Raw genomic sequence first — 19,773 nt, 5'->3', positions numbered from 1 at the left:
TGCTATGGATGTGCTCTTCGTGTATATTCTGATAGTGGGGGTAACCTTCACACATTTGGCACAAGTATTGTTCTAGGCTGTATCCCCCGGGTGTAGTGACAGCCGTGCTCGTAGCATTGCCGCACGCTATAAATGCTTTTAACCGCCTGCAGTATGAGAATATTGTCAGCGAAGCTAACATAGGGTGGTCGGTGCTGCTCATGCTGATCCTGACACCACTGCTTGTATGGGGCTTGATGTAGTACGGGACAAGACATAACCGCACCTGAGAATGATGATTTGTTACGGTGACGTTTTCAGAAAAATCTTGACGTGACCCCCTAGTGATAGATAAAATAATATTATTGCGTGTTTTTTGACTACTGAGAATTATTATCATAATTTGAAAAGAAGCAGAGAGGGTGACAGGATGGAGCGCCTTTTAGAGGTAAAAGACCTAGCTATATCATTCAGAACACGCGGAGGAGAAGTCCAAGCAATCCGTGGTGTCAGCTTTCATGTAAATAAAGGGGAGACTCTGGCGATTGTAGGTGAATCCGGTTCCGGTAAGAGCGTAACCTCACAAGCAGTCATGAAGCTGGTTCCTCAGCCTGCGGGCGAATATAAGCGTGGACAGATTCTGTTCGATGGACAAGATCTGATCGGCAAGAATGAGAAGCAAATGCAAAAAATCCGCGGCAAGGAAATCGGAATGATCTTCCAGGATCCGATGACCTCGCTGAATCCGATGATGAAGGTCGGCAGACAGATTACCGAAGTTTTGTTCAAGCATGAGAAAATTTCTAAGGATGCTGCCTACAAACGCGGCATTGAGCTGCTTAATCTGGTGGGAATTCCTTCTCCTGAACGCCGTTTCCAGCAGTACCCGCATGAGTTCAGCGGCGGGATGCGTCAACGTGTCGTAATCGCTATGGCTCTTGCCGCTAACCCTAAGCTTCTGATTGCCGATGAGCCGACAACCGCGCTCGATGTAACCATTCAGGCCCAGATTCTGGATCTGATGAAGGACCTGCAGAAGAAGATTGATACAGCGATCATTTTCATCACCCATGACCTTGGGGTTGTGGCGAGAATGGCTGACCGCGTAGCAGTTATGTATGCCGGACAAATTGTGGAAATGGGTACAGCGGAAGAGATCTTCTATGACCCGAGACACCCGTATACTTGGGGCTTGCTGGCTTCCATGCCAAGTCTTGAGAGCAAGGGATCTCTGCTGACAGCGATTCCGGGCACACCTCCAGATCTGATTAAGCCGCCTAAGGGTGATGCCTTCGCACTGCGGAGCACATATGCTATGGCGATTGACATGGAGAAAGAACCGCCAATGTACAAGGTTTCCGATACTCATCTTGTGAAGTCCTGGCTGATGCATCCGATGGCACCCGCGGTAGAACCGCCGGCTGTCGTGAAGAAGCAGCGCCGCGTTTTGAGCAACACCTATCCGGAGCCGGTTTTAGTGCAGAACAGCAGCGAGTATTAAGAACAGGGCTATAGCACATACTATTAAGATTAGCGTCAGGCCGATTGCGGCTTGGCGCTTTTTTGCCTTTCAGGACCACACCTAGAACATGCATGACGGGTTTTCCAGACTTTATAGTTTAAATAAATCTAAAACAATATTAATAAGTATAAATAAAAATCTTGACTATTTGGTCTGTGCGCAGCAAAATGTAAGGGTATACATAAGGGGGGGTATAACTTGATAACAAGAACGCTAACCGCTTTGATATCCTTAGCTTTGCTGTCTGCCTGCAGCGGCGGGAATGCTGTAAGCACACCTGAGTTTGAGAATGTATCGGTACACGATCCATCCGTGATCAAGGCTGACGATGCTTATTATGTGTTTGGTTCGCATTTGGCATCGGCCAAATCTAAAGATCTGATGTCGTGGACTCAGGTTTCCTCCGGGGTAACGGATGGCAACGTGCTTATCCCCAATGTAACGGAGGAACTCAGTGAGACTCTCAACTGGGCACAATCGGACACCCTGTGGGCGCCTGATGTCATTCAGCTGGCGGACGGGAAATTCTATATGTATTACGATGCCTGCCGGGGAGATTCACCGTTGTCGGCACTTGGCATCGCAGTCGCTGACAAGGTCGATGGTGCTTATAAGAATAAGGGAATTATTCTTAAGTCGGGAATGGCCGGCATCGGGGATGACGGTGAGGTCTATGATGCCACAGAGAAGCCGAATGTAGTAGACCCTGATGTGTTTTTTGATAAGGAAGGCAAGCTGTGGATGGTCTATGGCTCGTATTCCGGAGGCATCTTCATTCTGGAACTGGACCCGGCTACGGGATTTCCGCTGGCAGACCAAGGGTATGGGAAGAAGCTGCTGGGGTCGAATCATGCCCGGATAGAAGGGCCTTATATGCTGTACAGTCCGGAGACGGATTACTACTACTTGTTCCTGTCTTACGGAGGGCTAGATGCGAATGGCGGCTATAATATCCGTGTTGCCCGCTCCAAGCAACCGGATGGACCGTTTGAGGATTCTGAAGGCAAAGCTATGATTGACGCGCAGGGGACACCTGGTGTTCTGTTTGATGATCCGGCGTATGCCCCTTACGGGGTGAAGCTGATGGGGAATTATGAGTTCCTGAATACAGATCAGGAACTCTCAGCCAGCGGTGCAGGGTATGTCTCTCCCGGACATAACTCGGCATATTACGATGAGAAGAGCGGGCAGTATTATCTAATATTTCATACCCGGTTCCCGTATCTTGGCGAGCAGCATGAAGTGCGGGTGCACCAGATGTTCCTGAACGAAGCGGGCTGGCCGGTAGTGGCGCCCCACCGCTACAGCGGGGAGAAGATCGGCAAGTATTCCGGTAAGGATGTGGCCGGCGAGTACAAATATATCAATCACGGCAAAGATATTTCCGCTGAGATTGTAGAGTCGCAGCTTCTTAAGCTGAACACAGACGGGACGATAAGCGGTGCAGTAACAGGCACATGGAGCCTGGGTGATGAGCATAATGCAAAGCTGACTATAGACGGGACGGAGTATAGCGGCGTGTTCCTGCGTGAATGGAATGAAGCAACCGCCAGCAACGTAATGACATTCACGGCATTGTCGGCGGAAGGCATCTCAGTCTGGGGAAGCCATGTATCCCCGCAGAACAAGTGAATTTATCCCGGTCAAAGCTATTGTAAGCAGAAATATAAAGTAAAGGGATCACCTGTTATAAAAAACAGCGACAGCAAAGGACGAACTATAGTCCCTGGCTGCCGCTGTTTTTTATTCTAGAGAACTTTTTTGTTCCCAATTGCCAATTGAACGATAATCTGAAGCACGATGATGCCAGCCAAACCATAGAATGCTTGTACGAAGCTGCCCGTAGCATCGTAGTACCAGCCCATGGCCAGCGGCCCAAGCGCTCCGAGAATATAACCGCCGGATTGAGTCATTGCAGACCAGCTACTGGCTTCCTGGGCGTTGCTTGTTTCATCAATGGGCAACATTAATGCAATCGGGAACAGTCCGCCCGCACCAATACCGAGCGGGACCGCTGCGAGCCAAGGGCTAACGCATAGGTTCAGCATCAGGACACCGGTCAACTCCATTAACGCACACCCGACAAGCCAGAATACACGTCTTTGGTAGCGGTGTACAAGCATGGGAATGAACAACGTAGCGGGCAGCGATATCAATGTGAATAAGGTTTGGATGTTTCCGGCCGTCTCCTGGCTGTACCCCTGGCTTTGGATGGCTGGTGCGAGCCAGGCGGTTAAGGAATAGAAGATCGCTGCCATCAGCCCGAAGAATAGGGTCAGCACCCAGGCACGCCTGTTTTTCACCGGAAGAGGTGCATGAAGTACACTCTTATTTATACCGGATTGTCGGTCTGTGTGCGCAGACCAGGCTAACCGCAACCAGACAGGCAATGCAACGGCTGCGGGGAATGCCCATACAGCCAGTGAACTCCTCCATGATCCCCCCAGCAGATGCTGAAGCGGAACCGATAGTCCCACACTAATGCTCGCCCCCGCCACCATCGCTGAAGAGTAGATCCCTACCATGGCTGCCACCCGGTCAGGGAAATGCTGTTTAATGAAGCTGGACAACAGCGGTCCTGCCAATGCAATCCCTACACCCGACAGAAAAGAAGTGAACATTATCAATGGAGTAGTACCCACAAACCAGCGTAATCCCGTACCCAGCCCGATGAGGATTAGAGCCAGAACAATGGCCCCTTCATTTCCCCACCTTCTGCTTAATCTAACGGAGAACGGAGCAAATAGGCCCATACACAATACCGGAAGTGTGGTTAAGAGACTGGCGGTAATCCCTCTTATACCCAGATCATTTTGTATGGTGCTCATTAGAGGAGAAATGGATGTTATAGGCGGCCGTAAATTCAGTGAAGCCAGGATAAGCGCCAAGACGATGTAAAAAAGTTTCATTCTGAATCTCCTCATGGTAGTATTGTGGCTTTCACCCGTGAGCATGAGCCCGTGACAGAGCATTGGGGGATGCACGGTTAAGTATAGAATCATTAGAATGATTGAACAATACTATTGTTTCTATTAAAATGATTACTAAAACCAATGATTGGAGGTGGCTGATATGGAGATTCGTCAGATGGAAAACTTCATTGCGGTGTGCGAGGCGCTTCATTTCACACGGGCAGCTGAGAAGCTTGGCATATCCCAACCTACCCTGAGTCAACAAATACGTGCGCTGGAGGATGAACTCGGCGTTCCCTTATTCGACCGGGTCGGCAAAAGGATTGTGATGACACAGGCAGGAAATCTGTTTCTGGAGCACTGTGTACAGATGATCCGTCATTTACAGAATACCAGGGATGCATTAGCTGAATTCCGCAATGATCAGCGGGGCCGACTGGTAATCGGGGTTCTCCCTTCCGATCTGGACTACCGGATTACTCCTTTGCTGGCAGATTTTCATACCCGGTTCCCGAAGGTGCAGCTGAAGGTTGTCTCTTCGGTCTTCGTCTTGAATCAAGTGCTGGAGAATGAAGTAGACATCGGCATCGACGTCTTGTCTGCTCCTGATGACCGGCTTATACGCATTTCTTTGTGCAGTGAAGAATATGTGCTCGTCGTTTCCGAGAATCATGATTGGGCGAAGCGAAGTTCAATTGGTATCCGGGAGCTGCGTGATATCCAAACGGTGATGTTCCCCGAAGGATTTACAGGCCGAGAACTGGTGGATAACTATTGCCGTAAATATGGCTTCAGCTTAAATACGATCATGGAGATCAGTTCGGCCACTTCCATTATTAGCCTGGTAAAAGCCAATGTCGGAGGAACCCTGCTGCCGTATCCTCTGATCCAAGCGATGAATGAACCGACACTGCGCTGCATCCGAATTACAGATGATCCGCCATACCGTCACTTTGAGATCATTCACCGGTCAGACCGGTTTCTGACTCAATCGGCCAAGGCATTTATTGAGAAAACTATTGCGTATTTCAATTGATTTATATGCAGATCTTGATAGGGTAACTTCTTATAAAATCATCCTATAATACAACATTTCTCTGATCCTGCCGAACACCCGGCTACTAATCGGTCAGAGTTGCAGAACGTACAACATTTAGGTCTAGAGTGCTTCCTAAAAGACTCCATTCTCCCAGTAACGAATCCAATGTCAGATATTGTCGCCTGTGTTCCAGTCCCGCTGCGTGACCGGTAACTTGTATGACAAACAGCGGGTCTCCATCCGGAGATCCGCTGCTCAGGTAGCAACATTCTATTCCCACACCACTGAATACCGTAAGCTTACCTTGACTTACTCCTCATACCTGCGCAGTACGATGACCGCATTATGTCCGCCGAAGCCAAAGGAATTGGAGATCCCGATCTTCAGATCCGCCTGACGGGCATGGTTAGGAACATAATCCAGGTCGCACAATTCGTCAGGCTGCTCCAGATTGATTGTCGGCGGAATCAGGCCCTCCTGCATGCTTTTAAGCAGAGCGATCGCTTCCAGGCCGCCAGCGGCTCCGAGTGCATGTCCGGTCATAGATTTGTTCGCTGTAACCGGAATCCGGTAGGCGTCATCGCCGAACAGCTTCTTGATTGCCATGGTCTCAGAACGGTCTCCGACGATCGTACTGGTCGCGTGGGCACTAATTACATCCACCTCCGCCGGAGTGATTCCGGCCTCTCTCAGCGCCAGCTTCATCGCCTGGTAGGCACCTATGCCTTCAGGATGAGTGGCTACCATGTGATAAGCATCAGAGCTGGCACCATAACCGGTTACTTCGCCATAGATTACAGCATTTCTCTGCAAGGCATGGGAGAGCGACTCCAGAATCACAATTGCGCCGCCTTCCCCGATAACAAAGCCGTCACGGCTCTGGTCAAAAGGCCGGCTGGCCTTCTGCGGCTCCTCATTGCGGGTGGATAGGGCGGTTGCATTGCCGAAGCTGGCCAGGGCAATTTCGGTCACCGCCGCTTCGGCACCCCCGGCGATGATCACATCGGCTCCGCCGTAACGGATCAGGCGGAAGGCCTCGCCGATGGCCGTGTTACCAATCGAGCAGGCAGTGACCGGCGAGAGGGTCGGCCCTAAGGCTCCAAGCTTAATGCTGATCATTGCTGCTGCCATATTGGAGATCAGCATCGGGATCAGGGTTGGACTTACCCGCTCCGGGCCACGCGAGCGCAGCAGATCACCCTGCTCCATCAGGGTCTGGATGCCGCCTACTCCGGAGCCTACATAGACACCGAGCCGTTCGCGGTCAATCCTGTCCAGCTGCAGGCCGGAATGGGCCCAGGCCTCCTCGGCGGCGGCAAGTGCGAACTGGCTGAACCGGTCCATGCGCCGCGCTTCCTTGCGGCCGAATCTGGCGTCAGGATCGAACTCTTGTACAGAGCCGGCAATTCTGGTCTTAAAATGTGCAGTATCAAAAGTAGTAATCGGAGTGATCCCCGATTCACCAGCAGCCAAGCGGCTCCAGAACTGTTCGACGGTATTGCCAAGCGGCGAAATTACGCCCATCCCTGTGATCACTACGCGTTCCATACGATAATCCTCCTGTTCAAGCTTCTTTATAGATCTATTTTTCCATTTAACTTATCCTATTACAAGTTGTAGTTTATACTAGTATAATTACTACCACACTAATAGGCAGACCAACCGGAAGGCAGGGAGATTCAATGTCCAATCAGAACAGGCTGCAAGCATTATCCGATTTCCTGAAATCCAGACGTGCGGCCATCTCGCCGGCAGCGGCAGGACTGCCGGAAGGATCGCGCAGAAGAACGCCGGGGCTAAGACGCGAAGAGGTGGCACAGCTGGCCGGAGTCAGCAATACCTGGTACACGTGGCTTGAGCAGGGGCGTGACATCAAAGTATCTCCATCCGTTCTGGATTGTATTGCCGCAGCACTGCGGCTGACCAAGGATGAGCGGAGTTACTTATTTGCCCTGGCCCTGGATAACGGGCCGGGAAGTATGATTTATCCTCAAGAGGAGAGCTCAGTGATTCATCCGTCCCTGCAGAAGATCCTGCAGGAGCTGAAGAGCTGTCCGACAATTATCTCGGACCGGCACTGCGGTATTGTCGGCTGGAATGAGGCGGCCGCACATGTGTTTCTCGATTTCGCCAAGCTGCCGCCGGAGCAGCGCAATATGATCTCCCTGCTATTTGTACGCAAGGAATTCAGACGGCTGGCCGTGAACTGGGAGCAGTTTGTCCGAGGGTACCTGTCGATTTTCCGCGCCTATTACGGACAATATCTGGAGGACCGCTGGTATGATGATTTCATTATGGAGATGAAAGATCAGCATCCGGAGTTCCATCAGCTATGGGAGGAGAGCCGGGTAAGCTCCGCTCCGGACGTAGTACTGGAGTTCCGGCATGCCAAAGCCGGAAAAATGCTGTTCCATTTAACCTCACTTCAGGTGCAGGGCGGCACCGATCTGCGCTGCAGCATCTACACCCCCGCCGGAGATTCCAATACCGAATCCAAGCTGAAGCAGCTGATGGAGCCTGAATCATAGGGTGATAGATATTATTTATGGAATCATAAAAAACTATAAATATACAATATCAATTTTGACGTTTATACTCCTTATATGATGAATTAATTCCTGCGGGATCGTAAAAGGAGCAAAGGTCAATGGCTAAAGTAACCGGATTGGAAGGCGTAGTTGCCGGAGAAACTGAAATTGGATTGGTTGATGGGGAGAAAGGACATTTGGTATACCGCGGATATTGGGCCAAAGAGCTTGCGGTAAGCAAAAGTTACGAGGAAGTGGCTTATTTGCTCTGGAACGGGCGTCTGCCGGATGCAGAGGAACTGGCGCTGCTCAAGGCACAGATGGCAGAGGAAAGAGTTATTCCAGAATATCTTTGCAAAATGTTGGATCTGTTTCCGGCGTCGGTACCGCTTATGCTGGTGCTGCAGAGTGCAGTTGCCGCGCTAGGCGATAAAGAGAATACGACCTGGCCGCCAACGCTGAAGCAAGCGGTACGGCTGACAGCCGTTCTACCGGCGATCATCGCATACAGAGCCCGCAGCCTGCAGGGCCTGGCACCGCTGGATTCGCTTCCTGAGCTTGGTCATGCTGCGAATTATCTGTATCTGCTGACAGGAAAGCTGCCGGAGGAAGCCCATGTCAAGGCGCTCAGCGCCTATCTGATTCTCTGTATGGAGCATGGCATGAATGCTTCGACTTTTGCCGGGCGGGTAGTGCTCTCGACTGAATCCGATATGTGCGCAGCGGTATGCGGAGCTATCGGGGCGATGAAAGGACCGCTGCATGGCGGTGCACCTTATGAAGTAATCTCAATGTTGGAGGATATCGGGACGGTAGAGCGGGCAGAGCCTTGGCTGCGCAATGCGCTGGATAACGGGACGAAGCTGATGGGCTTTGGACACCGCATCTATAAGACCAAGGACCCCCGTGCGGAAGCACTGCAGATTGCCACGCTGGAGATGATCGGCAAGGATGCATCCTTTGACCTTGCTCTGCATGTAGAAGCCACTGCAATTGCACTGCTGGAGGAATACAAACCGGGCCGGCGGCTGTTCACTAACGTCGAGTTTTATGCCGCAGCCATTCTGAAGGCGCTGCAGCTCTCACCGGAGATATTTACTCCAACGTTTACGGCTGGTAGAATTGTCGGCTGGACGGCCCATATACTGGAGCAAGCGGCCAATAACCGGATTTTCCGCCCGCAATCTACGTATATCGGACCGATGCCTGAATCAGAGGTTGTGTCATAGCAGCACAAAAACATCCCCGGCCGTTAAACAGCCGGAGATGTTAAACAAGGGAATGTTAATGAGAGAGTATGAGGGGGATACTCTGACATTAGATTAGAAATCAGAGGTTGCAACTTCGATGGTGCCGAAGACTGCGCCTGCAGCTGAGCTGAGAAGTGCGGCAACAAGCAGCAGGTTTACAGAAATTGTGAGACTGTTCAGCGCAGGAATAGTATAAGTGACGACTGGAGCATTGACTCTGTAAAGAACAAGGTCCACAGGGAAACCGGAGTTGTTATTTACAGTTACAGCCGCGTTGATGCCTCCAGCCAGATTCTCATAATATGATTTACCAACGCCTGCAGCCAGGTTGAAGAATTGTTGCGGTAACAAGATTGCCATGGTAATGACCTCCTTTTCGTTTGATAGGATATCATATTCGCCGAAACTATGATTGCTGCAACGAATGTCTTGGGAGATTAGCACATTTTAATAGGGTGATGAGAGTTAGAATGAAATAGAAGAAGAGCCTCTACCCATGGCGGGCGGAGGCTCTTTGCGGTTCGATTACTCTATGGATTTGGTCTATGACCGAAGCTGGAGCATTTTACGCCCGAAGAGCATTCCGGCAAAAGACATGGCAGCTATGCTGAAGTAGAGCACTCTGCCGCCGTAAGCCTGATAGATTGCGCCTCCGCATAGGAGGCCAGCATGCCGGACACTCAGCTCCTTGCCCTTGCGCAGTCACCAGAAGATTAAGGGGAAGACTACAATCTCGCTGATTGCGGCTATGAAAAAGGACTGGCCTACCAGTGCAGATTTGCCTCCCAGCTCCAGAAGATAGACCCCGATAAAGGTGTCGTCCATCCGTGCCGGACTTAAGTCAAGGCTTACCGGGTGCGAATAGTATGGTACACTGGAGCTAATTCTAGTGAATGGTAAGGAGAATGACAACGATGAAGCTGGTGTCCTGGAATGTAAACGGTCTAAGAGCTTGTGTGAATAAAGGGTTTAACGAATATTTCCGGGAAAGCGCCGCAGACATCTTCTGTGTACAGGAAACGAAGCTTCAGGAGGGTCAGATTGTTCTTGACCACGGTGAGGAGTATTCGCAGTACTGGAATTATGCCCTCAAAAAAGGATATTCAGGCACAGCCGTCTTCACCCGGATTAAGCCGCTGTCTGTCAGATATGGTCTGGACAAGGAGACCGAAGACGAGGGAAGGATTATTACCCTGGAATTTGCAGACTTCTATCTGGTGAATGTATACACTCCGAATGCCAAACGGGATCTGTCGAGACTGGATTACCGGATGGAATGGGAGGATGAATTCCGCAATTATCTGCAGAAGCTGGATGCGCATAAGCCGGTTCTCGTCTGCGGGGATTTGAATGTGGCGCATCAGGATATTGATCTCAAGAATGCCAAATCAAACCGCGGCAATTCAGGATTCACCGATGAAGAACGCGGAAAGATGACAGAGCTGCTGGAGGCCGGGTTCGTTGATACTTTCCGGTATTTCTATCCTGAGCTTGAAGGTGCCTACAGCTGGTGGTCCTATATGCCGAAGGTAAGAGAGAAGAATGTAGGCTGGCGGATCGACTATTTCCTCGCTTCCTCGCGGCTGGCCCCGCGCCTCCTGGATGCAGGGATAGAGTGTAATATTCTTGGCAGTGATCATTGTCCGGTAGTCCTTCATCTTGCCGATGCGGCGGGAGTGTAGATTTATATTTGTTGTACAAAAGAACATAAAGCATAGAGGCGGTATCCCGGGTTGCGGGGTACCGCCTCTATTTGTAACATCAATCAGCTTCTCCGGCCGTGTCAAGAAGCGGAGGGCGCCGGTGTTTCGTGGCCTGCTCGAAGCTGTAAGCAATGCCGATCAGCACGGCTTCGCTGAAGGCTGAGGCGGAGAAGGTGACCCCCTGTGGACCGTTGGTGATATAGCCTCCCGGTGCAGTTATCCCGGTAGTGGTATATCCGGCCGGGACTGTAATGAGCGGATAGCCGGCTCTGGCTGCCAGGTCAGTGCCGTGAAATCCGGCAAACATGATGGCATCCAGACCGTAATGCTCCAGTGCATAATCGATGCCTTGTCTGCCAGCCATGGACCGGGAGAATTGCAGCTGCTCCAGATATTCCTGCTCCGTAATGTCGTCTCCGGAAGTATCCAGCCATTCAAGCGTTCCCTGACCATATTTCAGCGCCTGTGCGCTGTGCTGGTTGTTGAATTCGATTAACTCCTGCAGGGAATGCACCGGGATAGAAGCAGGCAGGCCGCTTAAATAACGGTTTAAGCCTTTTTTGAATTCATATTGCAGAATAACTGCATTCCACTCGGCATTCTGGCAAGGAAGCTCAATGGGATCAATGACTTCAGCGCCAAGTTCTTTAAGAACAGCTATGGCAGATTCCATCAGGAGCAGAGCCTCCTCATCCAAATCCCGATAATAGAATCTCGGGATACCAATCCGTTTGGATTTCACGTATTCAATATCCAGAGAGGCAGTATAATCCTGTCTGCCTGCTGTCCCATCCGATAAAGTCCCGTGGGGATGCTCTCCGGTACCGGCAATGATACTGAGGAGGAGTGCGGCATCCGATACGGTTCTGGCCATCGGACCGGCGGTATCCTGGCTGCCGATCCCTGGTATAATCCCCGCATTGCTTACCAGCCCCCACGTAGGTTTGATGCCGGTAAGCGAGTTCTGGGCAGCCGGACAAATGATGGAACCCGAAGTTTCCGTGCCCAGAGCGGCAGCTGCCAGGTTAGCGGCAACGGCCGCAGCACTTCCCGAACTGGAGCCGCCAATGAACAGCTCGCCGGGCCCGTAAGGATTCAGCACCAGTCCGCCGCGTGAGCTGTATCCCGCCCACATGGTGGGCGACATGAAGTTGGCCCACTCCGTCATATTTGCTTTTCCCAGAATCACTGCGCCTGCAGCGCGCAGCTTATTAATTACTACGGCATCTTCAGCAGCCCTGTAATCTGCCAATGCCAGCGCTCCCGCACTGGTGTGCAGCTTGTCCGAAGTAGCGATATTATCCTTAACAAGTACTGGGATTCCGTGCAGCGGACTACGCACTCCCTTGTCCCGGCGTTCCTGATCCAGCCCCCGGGCAATCTCTAGTGCATCCGGATTAATCTCCAGTACAGATTTCAGCAGGCTGTCATACCGGTCAATCCGCTCTAAATACAGCGCTGTTAACCGCTCGGAAGATAATTTTCCCTGCTCCATTTCCTGCTGCATGGCTGTTATATCCGCTTCAATTATCCATTCCTGCCATTCCCGGGCGGGGGATTGAATGTTGCTGAGGGGGTTGCTGCTAAGGTCTGCATCATTATTTTTCATGGCTGTTTTCTTCTCTCTATACATAGAATTTTAGTTGGCTAGCGTCTCAGCGGCAGCAGCCGGCTGCGGGTCCGGCCAGGTAATCACATTGCGGGTCCGGCTCCACTCTTCATAGAATAGCGGCCGGTCACGCTTAAACATCCGCAGAATCAGATGAATGAAGAAGATCAGATCGGCAAGCGCGGCTGTAATTCGTATAACCGTAGAACTGGCAGTGCCGAAATTAAGCATTAAGGCAGAATCAAGGGACAGGAAGTTTATTCCTCCAAGCAATCCATAGAGTAGTCCATACCTCACCCACACCATCCATAATTTGAGCGGACCGCCATCCGCACTGCCCAGCCGGATTCGCACCACCCATTTGCCGAGCGTCCGCCCTCCGGTAAAGAGAGGGACAATCAGGAAATACACCACACTGACTGCCCAGAATGAAATATTCAGAGATAGCTGATTGAGCAGAAGTGCCGCTGACATCCATAGGACTGCATCCAGCAGGCAAGCGAGGCCTCTGCGGGTGTAGGTAACCTTTTTGGCGGATAAATCCTCCTGGCTGTCCAGCTGTTCAATCCGCGGCAGCAGTCTGGAGATCCATAAGGCGATCCGGAATCCGGCTATTCCGCCGAACGTATTGGTGATCAGGTCATCGACATCAAAGATCCGGTAAGGATGGTCGAAGAAACCGTAAATTCCGGTAATCTGTGTAATCTCAAACAATAGCGACAGCCCGAAAGATAGCATGATGCACACGACCCATCGGGTCCGGAAATAGTAGCCCAGAAACAGCCCGAAAGGTAGAGTCAGTACAACATTGAAGGCAGCCAGCAGGAAATCCGTTTCACGCAGTACGTTAAGATAGCTTGACGGGTCATTACGCGAGAGATGCGTATTGCGCAAGATGTCCTGAATGAACTGCAGCGGCACAGGCTGGAGCATATGCCCGGTAGGCGCAGCATTATGGCGTGAGTCAGGCATGGGCAGCAGCACCAGGAAAAAGGCGTTCAGCAAGTATAGGAGCAGCAAATAGAGGATCAGTGCCCGAATCTTGTTGATATAACCGTGCCGGCGGTATTGAACGATCAGGAACGGCAAAGTGAAGAGCAGTGCCGCTAACGGAAAAGCCATAAATGCATAAGAGATCGGAAAAAGATAGGATTGAAACATGGTTCACCTGCTGCCTTTAGTTTTTGTCTGAACGATTTCTCGATAGGATGCTAAACATTATGTATGAGACCCCGGTACTTAACGTTGCAGACTATTCCCCTATTATAACTTGCTTGAACCGACTTCAGTATAGAATTAAACCTGGCCTTAATCCATGGAATTAATCATTCTATCCGTTCTTTCCTGCATACATATGAGGAGAGGAGCGTGAGACAAGATGGAGAAGAAGGTACAGCAGTATTATAAACTGAAGACCAGGCAGAAGGAGCTGGAAAAGGAGCTGGCCGGGCTGAGGCAGGATATTCTGGCCTATTTTGCTGAACAGGGCAAGGCGGAGTCGGTTATCGGCAGCTACAAAGTGAAGCTTGTCACGCAGAACCGGAAGGAATATGATGATGATAAGCTTTTCCAGACATTGTCAGATCCTGAACTATGGAGGCTGCTCTCCAAGGCAGATCCGTCCAAAGTAGCGAGTCTCACGAAATTGAAAGTGATTGACGAAGAGAAGATTTCGCATACGTATGACTTGAAGACAATTACGCTGCTGCAGGTGGATAAACAGTAGATTCTGCGGTACCGGAGGCGGAGGGGGAAAGCACTTTCCGTCTCCGGCGCAGCAGGTCCTGGAGATTAATATGATTGGAGGGGGATGGAAATGAACAGGACAAGGACCGGAATGAAGAAGGCCCGGTTTCGCCTCGTTGCAGGAGTGCTGCTCATTATCGCTCTAGGATTGCTTGCCTTTTTTTACAGGGAGATTTCTTCCGGACCGGAGAAGCTTCAGGCATGGCAGAAGGTATTCAATCTAACGGTTCATGCTGCAGACGGAACACCGGAGCTGGCGCAGCCGGATCGTGAGGCTTCTTATGGAAGCTACCGTGTAACCGACAGCAAGGCACCCGGATATACGCTGATTGTAAATGCTGAAGATGCGGATGAGATCAGGCTGAGTGCAAGTACGGGCAGCTTTATACGCTGGAATGCGCCGGATTATAAGGTGAACCAGGTTGGTAAGGAGATTACTATAGCGCCGGGTGAGACGATCTATTGGACTCCGTTAACCGGAGAATCATCAGAGACGATTACAGAGAGTGAGCTGACAATGTCTGCTTACCGGCATAACTCGGTGTTCAGCGAAGCCCGGTTTATTATCCGGAGTGATGAGAGCGGTGTCTATACAGGAAAATGGGCAGAGGGGGATTAACTGATCGCCACATGCCCTTTTTTGCGTTAAAATAACAAGTGGGTTTGTTCAAGCAAGGCAAGAATCATTTACAGACGGAATAGATACGGAGGAAGAGAAGATATGAAGGATTTTGATCTGATGCTGGAGAAATATGCAGAGCTTGTGGTAAAGGTTGGCGTAAACGTGCAGCCAGGGCAAGTGCTGATGGTGCATGCACCGCTTGAGACCGTGGAGCTTACCCGGCTTATCGTGGGCAAAGCTTATGAGGCAGGGGCTAAATATGTGCTTGTGGACTGGGATGATGAAGCTGTAACCCGCATCCGTTATGAGAAGGCTTCTGAGGATTCCTTCGGATATTATCCGCAGTGGCACGCGGACATGCTGGAGGGATTCGCTGAAGAAGGCGGGGCTATATTACATATTAAGGTGCCGGACCCTGAGCTGTTCCGCGGAATTGATTCCGCCAAAGTCTCAACAGCAGTTAAGGCTGCTGCGGTAGCACGCAAGAAATATCAGAACTATACCCGCAACAACAGAATCAGCTGGTCGCTGGTCAAGGCACCAACTCGCGCCTGGGCGGACAAGGTATTCGCTGATCTTCCTGAAGAAGGCCGGATTGAGGCAATGTGGGAAGCAGTATTCCAGATGAACCGCGTGGGCAGTGAGGACCCGGTTGCTGCATGGCGCAGTCATATCGGTGATCTGAAGCAGAGCCAGGAGCGGATGAATGCCAAGCGTTACAAGAGCCTGCATTACCGTGCACCGGGCACGGATCTGCGCGTAGAACTGCCTGAAGGTCATCTGTGGCGCGGCGGCGGAGGCGAGAATGCCGGCGGTGTATATTTTGTAGCGAATATGCCTACGGAAGAGATCTACACGATGCCGCATCGAACCGGAGTCAATGGTACTGTCAAAAGCACCCTTCCGCTGAACCTGAACGGACGGCTGGTGGACGGAATTACGGTTACCTTTACGGACGGCAAGGTTACAGCCTATGATGCCAAGTCCGGGCGTGAGCATCTGACCTCGCTGCTGGACACGGATGAAGGGGCCTCTTATCTTGGGGAGGTGGCACTGGTGCCGCATAACTCTCCGATCTCCCGGCTGAACAGAGTGTTCTATAATACCGGGATCGATGAGAATGCTTCCTGTCATTTCGCTCTAGGCAGTGCGTATCCGGTTAACATTGAAGGCGGGACTTCCATGACAAGCGAAGAATTGATTGCCAGGGGAGCCAATGTCAGCCTTACACATGTCGATTTCATGATTGGCTCGGCGGAGCTTGATATTGACGGGGAGCTGGCCGACGGAACCATTGAACCGGTGTTCCGCCAAGGCAATTGGGTACTGTAGCTGTAGAACAACCGGCTGCACGTCTGCTGCATATCACAAGAAAGGCCGCAACTTTTCCCGCTCAGCGGGGAATGCGGCTTTTTTTGTGATAATAAATGCCGCAGGATAAAACTGTTTGTGATACCTCTCCGTCTAATTCATGTAAAAGTGATGGAGAGGAGAGGGAGAGATGACGATGTCCGGGGCAGAGATGAAACGGGTTACTGCCGCTGTGCCGCATGAAGAGACGGATTTTGTTAAGGCGGTTATGGAGCACAGTGATCAGCTGTATCATATTGCATACAGTTATCTGGGCAACCGCAACGATGCGCTGGAAGCCCTGCAGGAAACAACCTGCCGGGCCTGGATGAAACGAAGAACCCTAAAAGACCCCCAGGCCTTCAAATCCTGGCTGATACGGATATTAATCTATGCCTGCATTGACGAACAGCGGAGAAGGAAGAGGGCAGTCCCAACCGCAGCGGAGAATATGATGGAGCCGGTCATTCATAACAGCACTCATACAATGGAGATGCAGTGGGCGCTCTCGCAGGTGAAGCTGAAATACCGTCATGTGCTGCTGCTCAAATACTACAATGATATGACCTTGGCTGAAATCGCCGTCCTGCTTAAGAAGCCGGAAGGGACAGTCAAAACCTGGCAGCACAAAGGACTGAAGCAGCTTAGAATAATTATGAAGAACCGGGGTGAATGGAATGAACAGTAGCATGGAAGAACAGGCGATGTTGTCTGATGCGGTCCGTATGCACGAGGCAGCTGAAGCGGACGCCGGAGGCAATGCGGTCAGAATGGCAGTTCAGGCGGGAATGGAGAGCGGACGCAGGAGAAGCTGGCAGGGCAGATTCACCAGAGGTTCCTTTATCGGTCTGGCTGCCGCTGCGGTTGCCGCAATGATCCTATTTTTCATTCCAGTAATCCACGATTCTGCATCGCATCCTGCCGCACCACCTGGAGTAGTGAATTGGGGAGAGCTGGAAAAGTTTAAACGGCTATATTCTTTTGATATGGAGGCGGCGACTCTGGATTCAGCAATCCGGCATGATTATATCCAGATGATTAATCAAAGTGCCGCTAGCGGAGATTACAAGATTACATTAAATGCCGTTACAGCGGATGAGAACCGCATTATCTTTTTGTATACCGCAGAAGTGGCTGAAGGCCAGGAGGTCTATGGTACCAGCAGTGCTCGAATGAAGGATATATCAACAGGACAATATTTGGAGCACGGTGGCGGAATCGGGGGCAATAGGGCGGCTTCTGGCCTGCTCAATAACCGTATTTACTACGGCCGAAGCATTATTAATCTGGACCGGAACAAGCCGTTCCCGGATCAGCTGGAAGCGGATTTCCAGATCGCCTCTGTAGACACCGGCAAGCTTGGTCAGCCGAAGACAGGGACGATTGTAGCCGACATGCATTATTCCCCCAGACTCAAGGTCAGCTTCAAGCTGGACCCGAAATTCAAAGAGCAGCAAACCGTTATTGTTCAGCCGGACGAAGACTTCTTCCTGGACGGGATCGAAGTGACACTGGAGAAGGTTGAAATCTCACCACTTCTGATCCGGACGATGATTAAAATTAAGAATGAGTCAGATGTTACCTGGCAGAACAGGCAAAACATATTTGAGGTTGTATACGGGAATGAAATACAGTCCATTACAAAATATGGAACTGTCCACCTAGGAATGACGCTGGGTTCCGGAACTTATGAGGGCTTTGAACGGAGCTTCGGAAGCAATCTGCTGGATCAGCCCGAGTCCCTGAATTTGATTCTGAAGGCGGGCACAGGTAAGAATGTCAAGGAAATTAACCTGCCCATTCTGCCGTGAAATATGGAGAGAAAAGGCTGACCGCTGTCTTTTCAGCGCGTCAGCCTTTGTGCTGTATGACTTGTGAAGTGTCTATGTTAACACTCATTCAATCCGGTTATTAAACCGGAAGGCAAGCATATTCCCATCGAAGGTCTCTCCGGTGCGCTCTGTATATTGACCCTGCGTATAGCGGGAGACCGTCTTCCGCCAGAATTTCTGTCCGGTTATATTCCTTGCCGCCGGATTGGTGAACAGCTCCCATTCGCCCCGGAACCGTTCAAATACCTCCGCCGCAGCTTGCTCCGCGATACCATTCCCCCTGAAGGGCTGCTGCAGAAAAAAGTCATTCACGAAATAATTAACCCCCTGCGCGCAGTGCGGCGGAGTGGCAATCAGTGCGAACCCGGCCGGCAGTGAATTCACCATGATCAGAAAAGGGTAGAGAATCCCGGGTTTCTCCCACCAGATATTCTGCACTTCATACTGGTCCGCCAGTGTGCGGCATTCGTCATCATCCTCAAATATACCGTGCCGGTTAGGGGTATGTCCTTCCACAAGTCCGTAATGTCCCGACAAGTCATGCAGATAGAGCGGGTACATATTTTTGATAATATAGGCTTCATTAAGCCCGGTAAGCTTAACTTCGATGTTCATCTGATATTCTGCCTGCTTTCTATGCGTATTGGGTAACAACAACTATTAAAACTTTATACCGGAAGTTCTATTCTTTCTAGTGAGATCTCTGTTATAAAATAAACTTTATCTATTGTGCTGCAGCTTGGCTGGAAATGATAACGATTATCAATTAGAATGAGAGTATTAAATTTTTGAGCTGACTGCATCAATATTTAAGCCCGGTGCAGCAACTTTTTCAGGAGGAATAGATCAATATGTACGTGCAAACCAGATCCATCGTTGTAGAAAAAGGCAACAGTAGCGCCGTAGTAGAACGCTTCAGTAAACCGGGGGCACTGGAGGAGATGGACGGGCTGATCGATGTCAGTGTGATGGTCAATAAGAAGAGTAAGGAGCATGAAGAGGTTCTCCTGCTGATCCGCTGGGAATCGGAGGAAGCCTGGAAGAACTGGGAGAAGAGTGATGCGCATCTCCAGGGCCACAAGAACAGCAGAGGGCAGGAGAAGCCTGCTTATATCATTAGCACTACAGTAAATATGTATCATGTACAGACGGTAAAAGAGGGCAAGGCTTACGGGAAACGCTCCTAAACCGGGCTAATTCAACGCACATTTCTCATACTACTCTGTATCCGTACGGCCTTAGTTCAGGCCTGATTAAGAATATCTGAGAAGGAAAGATACAAGACTTCCTTAATAATGGGGAATTAATACAGGGAAGCGGGGACCGGCGCATAGGCTGATCCCCGCTTTTAATGCGTGTGGTAGGTACGGTATCGAAAATTATGCTAGAAACTGCATGTTATAAAGAATCTGCTCCTATATAGGCCTCCAGCAGCTGCTGTTCGTTCAGCCCGGTCCTTACCGGTTGAAACAAGTTAATGGCTGCTGAAGCCCATTCTTTTATAACCTCTCCCTGTTTGCTGACAAGCCGGACACCCCGGAAGGAATCTGCCGGATCCGGCACAGCCGCAGCAGCGGATGAGGAAGAAGGCGCAGATGAACCTGCCTGCTCTGAACTGCATCCGCCGAGTGCGGCAATCGATACAAGCAATAGCAAGAATAGCCTAATACTGCGGGTCATA

21 protein-coding genes are annotated in these 19,773 nt (G+C 50.8%); 13 read left to right on the top strand and 8 right to left on the bottom strand.

Annotated features, from left to right (window positions below; translation table 11 throughout):
- Positions 1-104 precede the first annotated feature (104 nt).
- From MKZ24_RS23075 to MKZ24_RS23065, 3 genes are all read left to right on the top strand, one after another.
- Complete coding sequence (locus MKZ24_RS23075) at positions 105-242, top strand: hypothetical protein (protein ID WP_340787037.1); 138 nt, start codon at positions 105-107, stop codon at positions 240-242.
- Positions 243-409: 167 nt separating this feature from the next.
- Positions 410-1,480 carry an ABC transporter ATP-binding protein gene (locus MKZ24_RS23070; RefSeq protein WP_042235994.1) on the top strand — a complete coding sequence of 357 codons (1,071 nt, stop codon included), beginning with the start codon at positions 410-412 and terminating at the stop codon, positions 1,478-1,480.
- Between the two features lie 219 nt (positions 1,481-1,699).
- Positions 1,700-3,133, top strand: coding sequence for a glycoside hydrolase family 43 protein (locus MKZ24_RS23065; protein WP_445324171.1), 1,434 nt, complete (start codon positions 1,700-1,702; stop codon positions 3,131-3,133).
- Positions 3,134-3,249: 116 nt separating this feature from the next.
- Here MKZ24_RS23065 and MKZ24_RS23060 read toward each other — a convergent pair whose 3' ends face one another.
- Positions 3,250-4,410, bottom strand: a complete 1,161-nt coding sequence (locus tag MKZ24_RS23060) for an MFS transporter (protein WP_340787033.1) — start codon at positions 4,408-4,410, stop codon at positions 3,250-3,252.
- 163 nt (positions 4,411-4,573) lie between these two features.
- On the opposite strand from MKZ24_RS23060, the gene MKZ24_RS23055 reads away from it, so the two are divergent.
- A complete protein-coding gene (locus MKZ24_RS23055) occupies positions 4,574-5,449 on the top strand; it encodes a LysR family transcriptional regulator (RefSeq protein WP_052416341.1) in 876 nt (291 codons plus the stop codon).
- A 312-nt stretch (positions 5,450-5,761) separates the two neighbouring features.
- On the opposite strand, the gene fabF is transcribed toward MKZ24_RS23055, so the two are convergent.
- A complete protein-coding gene (fabF, locus tag MKZ24_RS23050; protein ID WP_340787028.1) occupies positions 5,762-7,000 on the bottom strand; it encodes a beta-ketoacyl-ACP synthase II in 1,239 nt (412 codons plus the stop codon).
- A 134-nt stretch (positions 7,001-7,134) separates the two neighbouring features.
- Here fabF and MKZ24_RS23045 point away from each other — a divergent pair, with 134 nt between their 5' ends.
- Positions 7,135-7,980, top strand: a complete 846-nt coding sequence (locus MKZ24_RS23045; RefSeq protein WP_340787027.1) for a helix-turn-helix transcriptional regulator — start codon at positions 7,135-7,137, stop codon at positions 7,978-7,980.
- Positions 7,981-8,099: 119 nt separating this feature from the next.
- Entirely contained in the window at positions 8,100-9,209 is a 1,110-nt protein-coding gene (locus MKZ24_RS23040) for a citrate synthase/methylcitrate synthase (protein WP_042236002.1), read from the top strand.
- Positions 9,210-9,302: 93 nt separating this feature from the next.
- Here the strand turns inward: MKZ24_RS23040 and MKZ24_RS23035 are convergent, their stop codons facing one another.
- Positions 9,303-9,590 (bottom strand): hypothetical protein, encoded by a 288-nt coding sequence (locus MKZ24_RS23035; RefSeq protein ID WP_042236003.1) that lies wholly within the window; start codon positions 9,588-9,590, stop codon positions 9,303-9,305.
- Positions 9,591-9,932: 342 nt separating this feature from the next.
- On the bottom strand, positions 9,933-10,055 hold the full coding sequence (locus tag MKZ24_RS23030) for a hypothetical protein (RefSeq protein WP_269322102.1): 123 nt from the start codon (positions 10,053-10,055) through the stop codon (positions 9,933-9,935).
- Positions 10,056-10,144: 89 nt separating this feature from the next.
- Between MKZ24_RS23030 and MKZ24_RS23025 the strand changes: the two genes are divergently transcribed.
- Complete coding sequence (locus MKZ24_RS23025) at positions 10,145-10,912, top strand: exodeoxyribonuclease III (protein ID WP_042236005.1); 768 nt, start codon at positions 10,145-10,147, stop codon at positions 10,910-10,912.
- A 79-nt stretch (positions 10,913-10,991) separates the two neighbouring features.
- On the opposite strand, the gene MKZ24_RS23020 is transcribed toward MKZ24_RS23025, so the two are convergent.
- Complete coding sequence (locus MKZ24_RS23020; RefSeq protein WP_081956507.1) at positions 10,992-12,542, bottom strand: amidase family protein; 1,551 nt, start codon at positions 12,540-12,542, stop codon at positions 10,992-10,994.
- Between the two features lie 30 nt (positions 12,543-12,572).
- Positions 12,573-13,703, bottom strand: coding sequence for a VanZ family protein (locus MKZ24_RS23015; RefSeq protein ID WP_042236007.1), 1,131 nt, complete (start codon positions 13,701-13,703; stop codon positions 12,573-12,575).
- Between the two features lie 217 nt (positions 13,704-13,920).
- On the opposite strand from MKZ24_RS23015, the gene MKZ24_RS23010 reads away from it, so the two are divergent.
- From MKZ24_RS23010 to MKZ24_RS22990, 5 genes are all read left to right on the top strand, one after another.
- Complete coding sequence (locus tag MKZ24_RS23010; protein ID WP_042236008.1) at positions 13,921-14,268, top strand: hypothetical protein; 348 nt, start codon at positions 13,921-13,923, stop codon at positions 14,266-14,268.
- Positions 14,269-14,358: 90 nt separating this feature from the next.
- The gene (locus tag MKZ24_RS23005; protein WP_042236010.1) at positions 14,359-14,907 is read left to right on the top strand and encodes a hypothetical protein; all 549 of its coding nucleotides are present in this window, start codon (positions 14,359-14,361) and stop codon (positions 14,905-14,907) included.
- Positions 14,908-15,009: 102 nt separating this feature from the next.
- A complete protein-coding gene (locus MKZ24_RS23000; protein WP_042236012.1) occupies positions 15,010-16,242 on the top strand; it encodes an aminopeptidase in 1,233 nt (410 codons plus the stop codon).
- Between the two features lie 169 nt (positions 16,243-16,411).
- Positions 16,412-16,948 (top strand): sigma-70 family RNA polymerase sigma factor, encoded by a 537-nt coding sequence (locus MKZ24_RS22995; RefSeq protein ID WP_340787013.1) that lies wholly within the window; start codon positions 16,412-16,414, stop codon positions 16,946-16,948.
- Complete coding sequence (locus tag MKZ24_RS22990) at positions 16,938-18,071, top strand: DUF4179 domain-containing protein (protein WP_340787010.1); 1,134 nt, start codon at positions 16,938-16,940, stop codon at positions 18,069-18,071. The genes MKZ24_RS22995 and MKZ24_RS22990 overlap by 11 nt, the downstream gene beginning before the upstream one ends.
- 84 nt (positions 18,072-18,155) lie before the next feature.
- On the opposite strand, the gene MKZ24_RS22985 is transcribed toward MKZ24_RS22990, so the two are convergent.
- Entirely contained in the window at positions 18,156-18,707 is a 552-nt protein-coding gene (locus tag MKZ24_RS22985; protein ID WP_340787008.1) for a hypothetical protein, read from the bottom strand.
- 236 nt (positions 18,708-18,943) lie between these two features.
- On the opposite strand from MKZ24_RS22985, the gene MKZ24_RS22980 reads away from it, so the two are divergent.
- Entirely contained in the window at positions 18,944-19,279 is a 336-nt protein-coding gene (locus MKZ24_RS22980; RefSeq protein ID WP_039303525.1) for an antibiotic biosynthesis monooxygenase, read from the top strand.
- A gap of 211 nt (positions 19,280-19,490) precedes the next feature.
- Here MKZ24_RS22980 and MKZ24_RS22975 read toward each other — a convergent pair whose 3' ends face one another.
- A complete protein-coding gene (locus tag MKZ24_RS22975) occupies positions 19,491-19,772 on the bottom strand; it encodes a hypothetical protein (RefSeq protein WP_340787005.1) in 282 nt (93 codons plus the stop codon).
- Position 19,773: the final 1 nt, after the last annotated feature.

The sequence above is a fragment of the Paenibacillus sp. FSL R7-0297 genome (assembly GCF_038009025.1).
Classification (GTDB): domain Bacteria; phylum Bacillota; class Bacilli; order Paenibacillales; family Paenibacillaceae; genus Paenibacillus_AQ.
The sequence above is the reverse complement of the archived record's forward strand: the minus strand, read 5'-3'. Positions and strand labels throughout refer to the sequence as shown.

Coding starts and splice junctions, on each gene's coding strand:
- MKZ24_RS23070 (WP_042235994.1), top strand. CDS start 410: ATGGAGCGCCTTTTAGAGGTAAAAGACCTAGCTATATCATTCAGAACA.
- MKZ24_RS23060 (WP_340787033.1), bottom strand. CDS start 4,410: ATGAAACTTTTTTACATCGTCTTGGCGCTTATCCTGGCTTCACTGAAT.
- MKZ24_RS23055 (WP_052416341.1), top strand. CDS start 4,574: ATGGAGATTCGTCAGATGGAAAACTTCATTGCGGTGTGCGAGGCGCTT.
- fabF (WP_340787028.1), bottom strand. CDS start 7,000: ATGGAACGCGTAGTGATCACAGGGATGGGCGTAATTTCGCCGCTTGGC.
- MKZ24_RS23045 (WP_340787027.1), top strand. CDS start 7,135: ATGTCCAATCAGAACAGGCTGCAAGCATTATCCGATTTCCTGAAATCC.
- MKZ24_RS23040 (WP_042236002.1), top strand. CDS start 8,100: ATGGCTAAAGTAACCGGATTGGAAGGCGTAGTTGCCGGAGAAACTGAA.
- MKZ24_RS23035 (WP_042236003.1), bottom strand. CDS start 9,590: ATGGCAATCTTGTTACCGCAACAATTCTTCAACCTGGCTGCAGGCGTT.
- MKZ24_RS23030 (WP_269322102.1), bottom strand. CDS start 10,055: ATGGACGACACCTTTATCGGGGTCTATCTTCTGGAGCTGGGAGGCAAA.
- MKZ24_RS23025 (WP_042236005.1), top strand. CDS start 10,145: ATGAAGCTGGTGTCCTGGAATGTAAACGGTCTAAGAGCTTGTGTGAAT.
- MKZ24_RS23020 (WP_081956507.1), bottom strand. CDS start 12,542: ATGAAAAATAATGATGCAGACCTTAGCAGCAACCCCCTCAGCAACATT.
- MKZ24_RS23015 (WP_042236007.1), bottom strand. CDS start 13,703: ATGTTTCAATCCTATCTTTTTCCGATCTCTTATGCATTTATGGCTTTT.
- MKZ24_RS23010 (WP_042236008.1), top strand. CDS start 13,921: ATGGAGAAGAAGGTACAGCAGTATTATAAACTGAAGACCAGGCAGAAG.
- MKZ24_RS23005 (WP_042236010.1), top strand. CDS start 14,359: ATGAACAGGACAAGGACCGGAATGAAGAAGGCCCGGTTTCGCCTCGTT.
- MKZ24_RS23000 (WP_042236012.1), top strand. CDS start 15,010: ATGAAGGATTTTGATCTGATGCTGGAGAAATATGCAGAGCTTGTGGTA.
- MKZ24_RS22995 (WP_340787013.1), top strand. CDS start 16,412: ATGACGATGTCCGGGGCAGAGATGAAACGGGTTACTGCCGCTGTGCCG.
- MKZ24_RS22990 (WP_340787010.1), top strand. CDS start 16,938: ATGAACAGTAGCATGGAAGAACAGGCGATGTTGTCTGATGCGGTCCGT.
- MKZ24_RS22985 (WP_340787008.1), bottom strand. CDS start 18,707: ATGAACATCGAAGTTAAGCTTACCGGGCTTAATGAAGCCTATATTATC.
- MKZ24_RS22980 (WP_039303525.1), top strand. CDS start 18,944: ATGTACGTGCAAACCAGATCCATCGTTGTAGAAAAAGGCAACAGTAGC.
- MKZ24_RS22975 (WP_340787005.1), bottom strand. CDS start 19,772: ATGACCCGCAGTATTAGGCTATTCTTGCTATTGCTTGTATCGATTGCC.